Raw genomic sequence first — 14054 nt, forward strand, 5'->3', positions numbered from 1 at the left:
TCGATCAATGGCCGACGGCCCGCAGGACGATGTCGGCAAAACCCTCCGCGGTCGCCTTGCGGTTCCAGTCGCGTTGCAGCTCGCACGCCACCTGGATCCAGCTGACGGGCTTGCCACCCGCCTGGACCACACGATCGATGCCAGCCTGGTGCGCCAGTTGCGAGGTGCCGCCGACCGCGTCCACCACCGCGAAGACCTCGTAGCCCTCCGCCAGGGCGTCCAGCGCCGGAAAGGCCAGGCAGACCTCGGTCCACAGGGCGACCATGATCAGCTTCCGGCGACCGGTGGCCCTCACCGCCGCGACGAAGTCCTCGTCTTCCCAGGCGTTGATGGCGGTACGGTCGATCGGCCGTATCTCCGGCAGGACGTCGGTGATCGGCGTGATCGTCGGCGTGTTGAGCCCCGTGGCGACATTGACCGTGGTAAGCACCACAGGCAGGTCGTAGAGCCTGGCGGTCCGAGCCAGGTTGACGACATTGGCGATCAGCAGGCGCTTTTCCATGGTGACGATGGACGAGACCTGCACCGGCTGGAAATCGATGATCACCAGGGCGGCGTTCTGCGGCGTCAGGAGTTGATCCGTCAGCGGATCGCGGACGGTCGGAAACGAAGTCATGGCGGGTCCTCGCTCAGGGGTTTCGAGCGACGAAGGCCGGCGAGAAAAGACCTCTCGGCCCGGTGGCGCTCTACCCTGGAGAACGCAGGCTCCTCGAAAGTCCGCAGCGATCAGCGGCGCGTGGAAACCAGCTCATAGGTATCGGCGTCGCGGGCGACCAGCCTGACCGGCAGCACCTGCGACACCGAGCGGCCGAACCGCTTGATGTCGCCCGTCTTGAAGACGCCGGTGATGCGCAGGGCCGCGACCTTGGGGTCCCTGACGACGATCCGGGCCCGCGTGTAGCGGTTCAGCAGGTCTACAGCTTCCGACAGGGGCTGATCGTGGAACTCCACGACCCCTTGCTTCCAGGCGAGGGCTCGATCCAGATCAGCCGGCGACACCTTACCCGACGCGCCGACCTTGGCCGCGAAGACCTGGCCGGGCTGGAGCTTGACCGGCGGCTCGGTGGAACGCCCCGGAGTCGCGGCCACCGACACGCTGCCTTCGGCCAGCACCACCTGCACCGCGTCCTGGGTCAGATGCACGTCGAACTGCGTGCCGAGCGCCGTCACCACGCGCTCGCCCGCCTGCACGGCGAACGGGTGGGCGCGGTCGTGGGCGACATCGAAGAAGGCGTGGCCAGTCAGCAGGCGCACGTCGCGGCGCCCCTTCGCGTAGACGACGTCCAGCGCGCTGTCAGCGTCCAGCGTGACGCGTGTGCCGTCCGGCAGGTCGACCACCGACTTCTGCCCCGCGCCCGTGACATAGTCCGCCGGCCCGCTGGCCGACAGCGACGGAGCCGCAGTGGCCACCTGGGCCGGCTTGTCCGAACGCTCGAACCAGCCTTGCTGGATGCCAGCGAACAACGCCGCTGACACGACGGCCACGGCGAGGCACGCCGCCGCTACCCGGGGCCAGAACGGTCTGGCGACGGGCTCGGGTCCGGCCCGCCTGGCCGCGCGCGCCAGGGCGGCGATCAGGTCGCTGTCGTCGGCCTCGTCAAAAACGTCCCACATGCGATGCGCAGTGAGCCAGGCGTCGCGATGCTCCGGGCTTTCCTCCAGCCACTGCGCGAAGGCCTCGCGGTGGGGCGATTGATCCAGGTCCTCGCAGGCCAGCCAGCGGGCGGCGGCCTGGGCCGGGCTCAGGGCTTCGCGGGTCATCGTACGCCTCCCGCATGGGCCATCAGATGCTCGATGGCGCGAACCATATGCTTTTCCACCGCACTCACAGACAGGCCCAATTGCGTGGCGATCGCCTGATGGCGAAGACCATCGATCCGACGCAGCAGGAAGATCGTCCGCGTCCGCTCCGGCATGGTCATCAAAGCGGCGGCGGCGGCGTTGAGCGCCTGCTTGCCGGCATAGATCCGGGCGGGATCGAAATCCTGCTCGCCACGAAGTTCGGGATCCAGCGTGACATGCTCGTCGGCGTGGCGGACCGTGCGGCGGCGATAGCGATCGGCCAGCACGCTGGCGGCGATCTGGAAGATGTAGGCGCTGGCGTGGTCGGTGTTGTCGGGCGTGCCGCGCACCGTCAGGCGAAGGAAGACCTCCTGCACCAGATCCTCGACCTCGCCGGCGTTGCGGATCCGGCGGTGGAAGTAAGAGGCCAAGGGCCCTCGCATCGCCGCCGCCTGTCGGGCGAAGACGTCGGCGCGCGCGGCGGCGTCGGAAGCGTCCGTCATGAGCCCCTCTCGCGCCATTCCCATCAGAGACTCCGCCGCCTGTCCAACGACCATCGGCTTTCCACAAGGCAGAACGCGGCCTGCGGCGAAGTCCACATCACAAACTACGCCTTCGACCTCAATGAGGAATTCTGGCCGACCTGCGTTCGACCAAATCGGGGAGGTTCGCCCCCCGTTGGAGGTCGCCTGCATGGATACGATGAGCGCTTTACAGGACACCATCGACCCCCGCCCGCCGACGGCTTCGACGGCGCGCGTCGTGCTAGACATGCTGGGCCGCGCCGATCGCGCCATCGATATCGACCCTCGACAGGCCCGCATCTTCATCGGCCAGGCCTCGCGCCTCCTGGAACCGACGTCAAAGCCCCCCGGTCCCCGCACCGCACCGACCCTTGCGCCGTGGCAGGAACGCAAGGTCCTGAGCCATATCGGCGGGCGCCTGGAGCAGACCGTCCGCAACGACGAACTGGCCCGGATCGCCGGCCTGAGCATCGGGCACTTTTCACGTTGTTTCAAAGGCAGCTTCGGCGTTTCGCCGCGTGAATACGTGATCCGCAGCCGCCTCGAACGGGCCAAGATCCTGATGCGGGAGACCCGAGCGCCCCTCAGCCAGATCGCCCTGGACAGCGGTTTCGCCGACCAGGCGCACATGTCTCGCCTGTTCCACGCGATCGTCGGCGCCACGCCGACCCGCTGGCGCCGCGCCCATACGCCAAGCCTTCAACGCTAAGCGGCGACTTTGCTTGAAAACGGTGTGACCTCCTGCAAGAACAATCTTCAGTAGAGGTCCGGCGAACAGCTTTCCAAGCACCGTCGGTCATGAGGACCGCATGGCGTCGTATCACTTGAGCACGGGCGACGTCGCGTCGCGGATCAACGCGCATCTCGATGCGCTCAGCGCCCGTTTCGTTGCGCGTCGCGTCGTCCTCGAGGTCATCCTGCTCGGACTGATGACCCGGGAGCATGTGTTGCTGATCGGTCCGCCAGGCACCGGCAAGTCCGCGGTCGTCGAGGCCATCGCGGACTCCGTGACCGCCCGGTGCTTCGAATATCTGATCGGCCGCTTCACCGAGCCTTCGGAGATCTTCGGATCGCTGGACCTTGGCGCGCTCAAGGACGGTCATGTGCGGCCGGTCACCGAAGGCATGCTTCCCGAAGCCGAGATCGCGTTCCTGGACGAGATCTTCCTGGGCTCGACGGCCATCCTCAACAGCCTGCTGAAGATCCTCAACGAACGCACCTATCGGCGAGGGCGCTTCAGCATGCAATCGCCGCTGCTGTCGTGCGTGGCGGCGTCCAACGCCCTCCCCGAGGATCCGGCCCTGGCCGCGTTCGCCGATCGGTTCCTGATGACGTTGTTCGTCGATCCGGTGGGCGAGCATGAGCTGGGCGATCTGCTCCGCGCCGGATGGGATCAGCCAGCCCTCGAAACCCAGCCCGCCTTGAGCCTGACGACCCTGGCTGAGCTGCACGAGGCGACACTCGCCGTGGACCTCGAACCCGTTCGCGAGACCTATGCCCATCTCGTCCGCAAGATCCGCCTCCTGGGCGCGTCCTTGTCCGACCGCAAGATCGTCAAGGGCCAGAAGCTCGTCGCCGCCGCGGCCGTTCTGCGCGGCGCGCGAGTCGCCGGTCCCGAGGATCTGTGGCCGACCATCTTCCTCGTCCAGTCCAAGGACGAGCAGGATCAGGCGCGCGACCTGCTGCAAGCCGAATTGAAGGCCAGCTACAACCCGGTGCTGGGCGACAGCGTCGCGAGTGCGACCCAGGGGCGGACGGCCCATGCCGCCCAACTCGCCGAGCACGCCGGCGACCTGCTCAAGTCGCCGCCGCCGGCCGGTGAAGACGCCGCGCGCGAGATCTGGCTGGTCCGGCTCGAGACCGTACTTACGCGCATCGACGCGGCCTTCGACAAGGACAGCCTGCCGACCGCTCTGAAGGCGGTCCGGACGGGTCTCGAGACCGCCCTGGGTGAGCAGGCCCGAGGCGCGACGGAGGCCGCTACGACGAAGGTCGGCTGATGCATTGGCGACGCACCGAACCGCTGCAAGGCGTGGGCGCGCTCATCCTGGTCGGCGCGGACGCCGAAGCGCGATTGATTGACGCCCTGCGCGGCAAGTCCCGCCTCTTCGGCGCCTTGCCGATCGCGTGGGGCGAAGACTGGGCGGCCGTCTTCGCCGCCCGAGTCGGCGGGATCGAAGAGCCTGTGCTACCGCGATTGCCGGACGCCATCGCGCTCTACGAAGCCATTGCGGGCTGGTGGCTGCCGTTGGGGATGACGCTCGATGCGCCTCTCCACGTTCACGCCGCGCTGTGGGTGTCGCTGTCGGAGCGCTCCGATGTCGCGCCTCCCGCCATCGTGCTTCCGCGACTGGCGAGCGGCGAAGCCTCAACGCGCGAGGCGGATGTCTTCCTGGTCCGCGACCCTTCTCCGATCGACGCACCGACCTTGGAGGGCGGCGCTTGAGCTCGCCGGAGACCCAGACGCCAGGCGCACGGACGCCTGACGCCTATGCCGCGTTCGGGCCGCTGTTCGAGCGCCTGTCCGCGCCCCTCGTCGCCGTGCTCCGGGGCCTTCTGGATCAGTTCGAAGCTCTGGTCGAGGAGGTGTCCCGACCCCGCCTTGCGTCGCGAGGCGAGGTCGAAGGCCTGGGAGGGATCACGCGACGCGGCGACATCGACCGCGCGGCGGCCAGCGAGCTCCTGCTGCGCACCGAGGCGCCGCTGGAGTTCCTCCGCCGGTTCGTCGAAGGCGAGACCCTCTTCCACGAGACGACCCACGCCGATCCAGGACAACGGCCGGTGTTCCGGGTGTCGGTCTCGGTGGGTCCAGGGACGCTCGGCCACGGACGCTTCGTGACCCTCGCCGCATTGTTCTTTCTGGCTCGGCTCGCCGCGGCCCGAGACGCGGACTTCTATTGGAGCTTCCTGCCCCGCACCGACGGGCCGGTCTGGTTCGACACGCTGTCGGTCAACAACGTCAAGCGCCTGCTCCGCGCCGCCAGCCATCGTGAACCCACCAATGCGGAGGTGACCTCGGCCAGCGCGCTCTGGGAGGAGCTCTTCGCGCAGACGCCGAAACGCAAACCAGCGGCGCGCCTGGACTGGGTCATTGGCGCGCGGCCGCGCCTGACAGGGCGATCCGACGCCGTCAGCCTCGGCGCCAACGCCCTGATGTTCGCTGTCGCGCCGCCAGCGGGCGACCTTCCGCGAACCGTGGAGGTGGGTTTGCGGCGTCAGGGGCGAGAACGGCGGCGCGTCCAGCTGATCCTGCCCGACGACACCGTGTGTGTCGGAGCCTTGCGCAACCCATTCCGCCCGCCTCCGGCCAAGGTCGCCCCAGGCGCTCCGGCCGCACGGTCACGGGGACCCGAAGGATGGGCGGCGCGTTATCTGATCAACGCCGCGGCCGACCTGAAGTTGGTACGGATGGCGGACGGGCTGCTGTTCCTGCGGCTCGACGACAACCATCAAGTCTCGCAAAGCGCTTTCGCGCCGCTCGACAAGGGCGTGCGCCTAGCGGGCGTGCGGCTCTATCGCGAAGGCTTCATGCTGGTCGTCCAGACCGGCGACGGCGGCGACGGGAGGCTGGCGCTCGGAAGCTATCAATGGGGACGAGGCAGCCAGCCTCGGCTGACCTTCCGTCATCTGGCCACCGCGCCTTCCGCCCATCTCTTCGCACAGCAACCGGCCTACGCCTTGCCCAGCCTGACCCACGTCGGTGGCGTGCGGATCTATTCCTCGTCGGGCATGGCGTTCCAACTGGTCTTTGGGGCCAAGGAGGCCATGACGTTCGAGCCGCTCTACAAAGGGCCTCGCATCCTGAATTCGAACGGCGTCTACGAGGTCGTGCGCTTCCAAGGGCGCGACGCCGGTCGTATCGAGGTCCTGCGTCCCACGGGCCAAACGCTCCACAGCATCGACGAAGGCCAGCATCCGTTGCAGGCTTCGGCCTTGCAGGCCATCCGCTACAATCACAACACCACCAGCTTGGCCTATAGCCTCGCCCCCAACCGCTGGCGTTTCATCTCCTTCGCAAAAGGCATGGGCCCTGACGAGGATCAGCTGACGCTTGCGCCGCACGAAACCCTGCTGACGGGCCAGGCGCGCGGCGCGGTCGTCAGCGCCCGATTGTGGTCCGACGCGCGATATGGCGGCGATGGCGAAATCCGGGGGATCCGTGTCGCCGGCGCGGAGCGCAACTCGACGGGGACGGTGCTCAAGCTGGGTCGGGCGGCGACCGATACGGTGGCGGTGGACATCGGCGGCGACGGTGTTGTCTGGGCTGTCTCGACGGACCTGGCTGGTGAGCCGAGCACCCTGACCGTCTATCGCAAGCACAAGAGTGGCGGCGGCTATGCGCCGACGCACTACAACCTCGATCGCCTTCGGCAAAAGGCCGAGCGCCTGGAGATGGGGCGTCTGCATGACTAGACGCTCCCACGCGGCCGCGCGCGGCGAGCAGGCCGCAGCCGACCGGTTCCCCGATCTGCCGACCCTGCCGCCCGGCGCGCCTTGCGACGGTCTGATCTTCCTTTCGGATCAGGCCGAGCCCGCGCCCGACCTCGGTCCGCTCCGCGAGGCCGTAGCCGCCTTGTGGCGTGGTCGTCTGAGCGCTGCCCCCGCCGCGCCGTACGTGCTTGTGGTCGTGTTCGTCGCGCCGCGCCTGGCCGATGCCGCCACGGAGCCGGGCCTGCCGCTACGCGCGACAGCCACGGGTGCCTTGGCCAGCTTCGTCGATCAACTGCCGGCCGATGCGCCCTCGGGCGCCTCCCGCACGCCGAGCGGATGGCGATGGGTACAGGTCTGGTGGAACGGCCAGCGCCACCGTCTGGCTCTGGATCGGCTGCAGCCCGTGTCGCTCGCGACCCTGTGGGAAACGCCGCGGCTCACGCTCCATGCTTCACGCCGCCGGCCACGGCTGGGCCTGCCCGCCGACACTGGGGACACCCCACGAAAAGGTCCGCGTGAGGCTGGCCTTGCAAGGATCGCCCACGCCGAAATTGGACTGCGGCGCGAAGGCGGTGACGCTGTCGGCGACATCGAGGCGCGGCTGAAGGCCATCGATGCGCGGACGCGACTGCCGGCGATCTTCAAGCAACTCATCACAAGGCGCGCTTCTCCAGAGACCGGCGAGCGCGAGCCGGGCGTACTTGAGAACCTGCAAGGCTGGTTGCGTTGGCATACCCCGCTAGGCGCCGGCCTGAGGGGACAGTTCGCGAACCGCATGGCCACGGTCGAGCGGCATTTGTCGAAAGGCGACCTCGACACCGCGCTCAGGCTGGCCCTGGCGCTCGGCGGCGGCAAACCGGGCGTCGGGCGCGAGCGCTACCCAAATGCGCTCCCGGGCTTGCGGGCGTCCCTGGACCTTGCCTTCCGGCCAGGCGGCGGCGTGGCGCGCATCTTCGGCGCGGCGGCCTATCAAGATCTGCGCGGTCGCTATCTTGATCTGGCCAAGACGCTCGAGGCCCGCGGCGACTTCAGGCGGGCGGCCTATGTTCATTCAAAGCTTCTGGATGAGCATCTGGCGGCGGTGCTTACGCTCGAACGCGGGGGACTGTTTGGCGAGGCCGCCAAGCTGGCCATGGAGGCGGGGCTCGAACCGACCGTCACCATCCGCCTGCTGTTCAAGGCCGATGAGCATGCCGCCGCCCTTGGTTTGGCCAAGCGAAGCGGTTGCTTCGATCAGCTGGCCGAGGATAGCCGCGAAGCCGAGCCCGCCTTCCACGCCTTCGTGATGAACGCCTGGGCCCAGGCGTTGATCGACACCGGGCAGCTGCTTCGCGCCTTGCAGGTCACCGATCGGCTGGCCGGGGCGCAAGACGCGTCCGAAGTGCTGATCGCCGCGCGGCGACGCTGGCTGACGCTGGCCGTCACCGCAGCCGAACCGATCCATCCCGAGCCGGAACTGCTCGCCCGCACACTTTTGACCGGGCCGTGGGACGACGGCCCCGTGCGCGCGCTCAGCGACGACTTCGACGCGGCCCTGGCTGGCGAAGGCGTCGGAACCGGCGCGGTTCTCGTCGAGCTTTTGCGCCCCCTGACGCGGCTGGCCCATCCCGATCGCTGCGAGCAGGCGATGTTCTGGGGAGGACCCGCAAAGCCCCTGCTCGAGGCCTATGCCCTGGCGCTGATCTCTACGGCGCCAGAACGCCTCGGCGCCGGCGAACTGAAAGCCATCCGCGGGCTGCTCGACCAGGCCGATCTTCGGGTTCTGTCCTTCGATCTCGGTAAGCTCAGCAAACTCCATGGCCGATCCACGCCCAAAGCCCGAGAGTGGAAAGTCCCTACGGCCAAGGTCATTCAACCCGGCGTCAAAACCGCCTGCCTTCTTGGAACCGGGCAGGTGCTGGCCTGGCGCGAGAGCCGGCTGCTGCAGCTTTTCGACCGGCATGGCGGGGTCGTCTGGCAACAGAACCTCGACGCCGTCGTCGCGCTCGTTCCGATTGGCGCGGGCTCGGATGTCATCGTCGTCCAGGAGACATCGGACGGCGCCCATCAGCTGACGCGCCTCGCCTGCCCCGCGCGGCGGTTCCATCCCATCGGCAAGGTTCGCCTGGCCGCGCACCACGACGTCACCTCCGAAGGACAGTGGCTCGTGCAGATCGACGGCGAGATCGGCGCCCTGGACCTCGTCAAGCTCTGCCTGCCGATCCCGGAGATCGAGTTCCTGTGGTCGGCGCGCCTCACCGATCGCCTCCAGACGATCGCCTTCGCGCACACGCCCGAACGCCCGCAATGGCTGACCCGGGACGTCAGCGAAGGGCGTCGCGGCGTCCTGGAACTCTGGAGCATGAACCGCTCCAGCAAGCTCGAGACGACGCTCTGTATTCCCTCGCAGCCCGGCCAGGGCTCCGTGCGCGATCCGGCCGATTGGTTCTGGTCGCCCAAATCCGTCGGAGCCCCCCTTCGCACCGCCGACCTGCGTCGCGATGCGCTCTGGATCTCGCCGTGGACGACAAGGACCGAACAGCTTGCGGTCAACTACGCGGCTCAACGCACACGCCTCGGACTGGAGGGCTTGGACAGGTTCCAGTCCTGCGATTTTGGTCGCCCCTATCTCTGGTCCAAGACCGGCGACACGGCGCATACGCTGATCCAGGACGCCGACAGCGCCACGGCGTTCCTGACGCTCGAGCACCACCCCGACACCCCGATGACCTGCTTGGCCCGCTCGCCTGTCGTGCCATTGGCGCGAGGGGGTGCGCTCCTCGACCCTGGACGGCTGCTCTTCACCGACGATCGCGGCCGGTTGTTCCTGGTCGATCGGGAAACGCTGAACGTCGAGGTATTTTAGGAGAACCAGCCGCGCCCCCGTTTCCGGTGTTCGCTGACTTCCTGCATCGCCTTCCTCCGGGCGGTGCAGCGCCAGAGGCCGAGAATACAAGTTAGCGACGGGGCCCCTCCCCTTCGCCCTCAATTTCGCTTGCAAGCGTCCTGATAGGCCAAGGTCGCCGTTGCCGAGACCGTCTTGCGAGCGGCCTGTTGGCGTAGATAGTTCAGTTGCTTGTAGCGCGCGCTCTTGCCGGTGAGACCGGACGCGGCGTTCTGGGTCGTACGATCGATCCAAAGCCTGGCCCGCGCATCGGCCGGTCGGAGGTCCAAGGCTTGCTGGAAGGACGGCAGGGCCTTTACGTACCATTCGATCGCCAGCGGCTCGTCCTTGGCGACCAGCGCCGCGTCGCCACGGCCAGAGACCGCGATGCCCATGCTGCAGCTACGTGCATAGACGTCGAAGGTCGGCGGAAGATCGATCAAATCCCGGATCGCGTCCTGATGTGCGCCCAATTCAAGCCGCGCACGGGCGCGCACATATTTGGCGTCCGAGTAGATCGGTCGGGTGCGCAGCGCGGCATCGGTGTTCTCGACCGCGCCAGCGTAGTCGGTCAGCTCGAAGCGCGTAATCGCCAGGCCCAGGAGGGCCTCCGGCAGATCCGGGCGGGCGGCCAGCGCGATCTTGTAGTCCTCGATGGCGAGCTTCAGTTCGGCTTCGTCGCGGAGTGGCGTGGCCCGTTCGCGCAAGGCCTCGGCGCGGTCCAGATGGGCCTGAGGGTAGTCTGGGCGCAGCTTGATCGCCTCGCTGAAATAGTCGATGGCCGCGCCGCGGCTGCTATTGGCGGCATAGATGCGACCCAGCGCCTCGAGCGCTTCGGGGATCGGCTTGATGGCGCGCGACGCGTTCAAATCGTCCATGGCTTGGGCGACCTGACCAGCCTGCAACCTGATCAGGCCGCGACTGGCGGCCAAACCCGCCTGGGCTTGGGTGTTGGCGGCCTCGGCGGCCAGCGCCTCCTGGTATTCGCGCTGCGCGAGGTCGTACTTGCCCTGCGCCAGGAAGTCGTCGCCCCTTTCGACCGACAGCTTGGCGGCCGCCGCGCCCGTCGGCTTGACCGGCGGGACGGGCTTTACGACCCGTGCGGCCGCGCCGCGCGCGCCCTTGCCGGTCTTGGCGGTCGCCGCCGGAGGAGCGGGTGGCGGCGCCGGAGGCGGCGGCGGTTTGGCGGCGGCGAACAGCAGGACGCCGGAGGGTGAAACGAAGCCTGGCGATGCGGCCGGAACGACGGCGCTCGCAGGCGCCGGCGTCGTTGTCGGTGTCGAGGTTGCCGTCGGAGTCGATGCGGGCGGCGGCGTAGAAGGTGAAGGCTTGGCCTGTGGCGGCTCCGAACGCGGCGGCGCGGCTGGTGTGGAAGGCGGGCTCGTCGTGGCCGCCAGCTTGACTGGCGCGGCGGACGCAGGCGTGACCGGCTCCGGCGAAGGCTTGGGCGGGGGGCGCGATGCGACCACCGTGGCCGGCGTCTCGTTTTTCGCCAGCTGCTGGCCTTGCGGTGATGCAGGCGGGCCCGCGGTGCCCCGGGCGCTCGGGGTGTCCGCCGCCTTCTGAGCGACAGTCTGGGGGCTCGTCACCGACGGCGACGGACTGGGCTTCACCGTATCCTTGGGCGGAAGCGTACGGTCGGCGACTGCGAGTTTAGCCACGGGCGGAGGCGCGGCGGCGGCCGGGCTTTTGGTGTCTAGCGCGGCTACACTCGGCTCGGCGGAAGGTTTGGGGCCGGCGGGCGCGCTGACCGGCGTCGTTTTCTCCGGGCTCGGCGTCTTGGCCAAGATCGAGGGTTGCGGCCGAGGCGGCGGCGGCGTTGTCAGCGGCGCGGCTGCGGGCTGTGTCGCTGGAACGGCGACGGGCGGCGACGCGGCAGCCGTCACGACGGGCTTTTCAGCCGGCTTCTCCGTTGGCTTTTCCGGAGGAGGCTGAGCGGTCGAGGCAAGCGAAAGCGGCGGCGGGGATGGTCGCGGGACCGTCGCGCTGTCCAGGGCCGGCGTTGGCCGAGGCGTCGCGGTCACCGGTGGTGCCGCGGGCTCCTTGATAGGCGTCGCGGGCGCGGGCTTGACCTCAGGTCCCGACGCCAGAAACAGGCCGGGGTTGGTGGACGGCGCCGGCGGTCCCGCCTGCGGGCCTGGCGTGGCGAGCACGGTCGTCGGAGGCGATGCGGGCGGTGCGGACGGCTCGATGCGCGGCGCTGGCGCAGGCGGCGGCGCGGCGTAGGTGGGCGTGGGCGCAGGCGCGGCGGGGAACGTTGGCGCGGGCGCGGCCACGACCAGGCGCTGGGGCGTGCGGATCACCGCCGGCAGGCGGTCGCTGGGCGGCAGCATGGGGTCGTAGCCCGTCGGCGGCGCGAGGGTCGTGGCGACCTGCCCCGTCGCGCACGGGACGACGCCGGCCGTGCCGGCGTACCGATGCCATGTGCTGAGCGCCCGGTGCCGGGCGAGAACCGCCGCGCCGCGGGCCTTCAGGACATCGGCTTCCCTGGTCGTATCCGAACGATAGCTATAGCCACGGCCCTGCAGGTCGCTCTGATAATCTTCCAGATAGCCGCGCCGCTCATAGTCCGAGATGGTCGACCAGAGGGCCTCGATCGCGGTGTTGATCCGGGTGTTGTAGCCGTAGAGAGCGTCCAGTTCGGCGTTGATCCGGGCCAGATAGAGGTCGCGCTCGGCCGAAGTGTCGTAGCAGGACTGGGCCTCACCCTCGAGTTGGCGGGCGAACTGGAAGGTGGGGCGCATGGTTTCGAAGGGCGGCGACGGCAGACGCGCCGGCAGTTCCGCCTTCAGCACCTGGGCCATCGCCGATTGGCTGTCGGTCTCGACGGCCAGGTCGTAATACCCCCAGGATTCGCCCTCACGCTCGCGGCCAAGGTGGCGAATGGCCCGCCCGATTATAGCGTAGGACTCCGCCACGCCCGAGGTGGCCTGAACGCTCCGGAGCAGGCGCGAGCCGCTGCGGGCATTGGCCTCGGCGCCGTTCCAGTTCTCCTCGTCCAGGAGCAGCAGCGCCATTTGGAGGTAGGCCGCGCCCACCCCACCGTTCGTATCGATCTTCAGCGCCTCGCTAAGAGCTTGGCGCGATTCCTGGCGGCGACCACCTTTGCGATAGGCCTCGCCCAGAAGGGTCCAGATCGGGCCCAACTTCGAGGCGTCGCCGAACTCACGATACTTCTGGAGCGAAAGCTCGAGCTGCCGGGTGGCGTCGGCAAGACGGTTGAGCCGCAGATAGGCGCTACCTTGGATCCGGCTCCGGCGTCCCTCCGCGGCCGCCGGCAAGGTCGCATAGCCGCCCGAGGCCTCCAAGTCGCGCGACCGTTCGAAGTCGCTGGCGGCGGCGGCGTAGTCGCCCTTGGCATAGTCGATCTGACCGTTGACCAGCAGCCTGTCGCGTTCGTCGAGCCCCTGGATGTCGTAGCGGGTTGGAATGGCGGCGGCGCCTACCCGGGCGCGCCTGAGATCGCCGTAGTCCTGCCAGGTGACCACGTCATAGAGCGCGTCGGCGAGCTTGACCTCCGGACCGAACGTGAACGGGGCAGCACTCCCGGAGGACACCGGAGCGACAGGCGGCGGCGGTGGCACGGACGGTGGCATAGACGGCGCCGGCTGCGGAACGACGGCCGCCGGCGTAGGCGCCGTGAACGAGGGGCTGGAGGCGGGTGTCGCCGTTCCGGCCACGCTGACCAGCGGCATGAGGCTGCGGAGAGAGGCCGAAACGGGCGTGCGGACCAGGACCCCGCCGCCGAGGCGGGATTGCAGGTCCACGAACGCCTCGTCGATGGTGCGGTCTGGCGCGAAGACGCTCTGGACTTGGGTGGTCAGGTCGCCGGGACTCAACTGATAGGTCGCCGAGGCCATGTAGACGTCGCGATCGCCGCCGGCGCGATCGCCGGCGCAGACCCCGCCCAGCGCGGTCAGCAGGCGTGACTGGCGACAGGCGTCGACGACGATGGCCACGACCGCGCCACGATCCCGAAAGCGGCGCACGATCTCGTTGAGCGGTTGGCCCTTGCCGGGCAAGTCGGCCGCCGAAACGGGCGTCATTCCGGCCGGAATCAACCAGTCCTGGCCGCCGGCCCGAACCGCATAGCCGGCATAGTGGATGAGCACGAGCGTATCGCCGGCGATTCGGTCTTCGACATTGGCCAGGCTGAGGCTCAGCTGCATCTGCCCGGCATTGGCCGCCGGAACGATCTCGTATCCGGCCTGACTGAGGGTCTTCGACAGAGCATCGCTGCTGGCGGCCACGTCGGGACCAGCGGCCTCGTTGGTGATCAGCAAGGCGATGCGTCGCCCTTCGACTTGGCGCGCCGCGACCGGGGATATCGCGCCGAGGCCGATACCCAGCGCCAACGCACTGACGGTCAACCACCGTCCGAGGCTGGCCGCCTCTCGTTTCAGCATGACCCTATCGGCTCGCGCCGCCCCCAGCCTCAACCAAGGATTGGCGCT

9 protein-coding genes are annotated in these 14054 nt (G+C 68.7%); 5 read left to right on the forward strand and 4 right to left on the reverse strand.

Annotation, left to right across the window (positions count from 1 at the left end):
- Positions 1–4 precede the first annotated feature (4 nt).
- The 3 genes from AC07NN_RS18550 to AC07NN_RS18560 form a co-directional block, all read right to left on the reverse strand.
- Complete coding sequence (locus AC07NN_RS18550; RefSeq protein WP_494644322.1) at positions 5–616, reverse strand: hydrolase; 612 nt, start codon at positions 614–616, stop codon at positions 5–7.
- Positions 617–726: 110 nt separating this feature from the next.
- Positions 727–1761 carry a FecR family protein gene (locus AC07NN_RS18555; protein WP_494644326.1) on the reverse strand — a complete coding sequence of 345 codons (1035 nt, stop codon included), beginning with the start codon at positions 1759–1761 and terminating at the stop codon, positions 727–729.
- Positions 1758–2285: an RNA polymerase sigma factor gene (locus tag AC07NN_RS18560; protein WP_494644330.1), complete on the reverse strand. Its 528-nt coding sequence runs from the start codon at positions 2283–2285 to the stop codon at positions 1758–1760. The genes AC07NN_RS18555 and AC07NN_RS18560 overlap by 4 nt, the downstream gene beginning before the upstream one ends.
- Positions 2286–2460: 175 nt before the next feature.
- On the opposite strand from AC07NN_RS18560, the gene AC07NN_RS18565 reads away from it, so the two are divergent.
- The 5 genes from AC07NN_RS18565 to AC07NN_RS18585 all read left to right on the forward strand — a co-directional run bounded on the left by AC07NN_RS18565 (position 2461) and on the right by AC07NN_RS18585 (position 9582).
- Positions 2461–3015: a helix-turn-helix domain-containing protein gene (locus AC07NN_RS18565; protein WP_494644334.1), complete on the forward strand. Its 555-nt coding sequence runs from the start codon at positions 2461–2463 to the stop codon at positions 3013–3015.
- A gap of 100 nt (positions 3016–3115) precedes the next feature.
- Positions 3116–4306, forward strand: a complete 1191-nt coding sequence (locus AC07NN_RS18570; RefSeq protein WP_494644337.1) for an AAA family ATPase — start codon at positions 3116–3118, stop codon at positions 4304–4306.
- Positions 4306–4752, forward strand: coding sequence for a hypothetical protein (locus AC07NN_RS18575; protein WP_494644342.1), 447 nt, complete (start codon positions 4306–4308; stop codon positions 4750–4752). The genes AC07NN_RS18570 and AC07NN_RS18575 overlap by 1 nt, the downstream gene beginning before the upstream one ends.
- Positions 4749–6719, forward strand: a complete 1971-nt coding sequence (locus tag AC07NN_RS18580; RefSeq protein WP_494644347.1) for a hypothetical protein — start codon at positions 4749–4751, stop codon at positions 6717–6719. Before AC07NN_RS18575 ends, AC07NN_RS18580 begins: the two co-directional genes overlap by 4 nt.
- Positions 6712–9582, forward strand: coding sequence for a hypothetical protein (locus AC07NN_RS18585; protein WP_494644351.1), 2871 nt, complete (start codon positions 6712–6714; stop codon positions 9580–9582). Before AC07NN_RS18580 ends, AC07NN_RS18585 begins: the two co-directional genes overlap by 8 nt.
- Before the next feature lie 119 nt (positions 9583–9701).
- On the opposite strand, the gene AC07NN_RS18590 is transcribed toward AC07NN_RS18585, so the two are convergent.
- On the reverse strand, positions 9702–14006 hold the full coding sequence (locus tag AC07NN_RS18590; RefSeq protein ID WP_494644355.1) for a tetratricopeptide repeat protein: 4305 nt from the start codon (positions 14004–14006) through the stop codon (positions 9702–9704).
- Positions 14007–14054: the final 48 nt, after the last annotated feature.

The organism is Caulobacter sp. GW821-FHT09H08 (assembly GCF_059415885.1).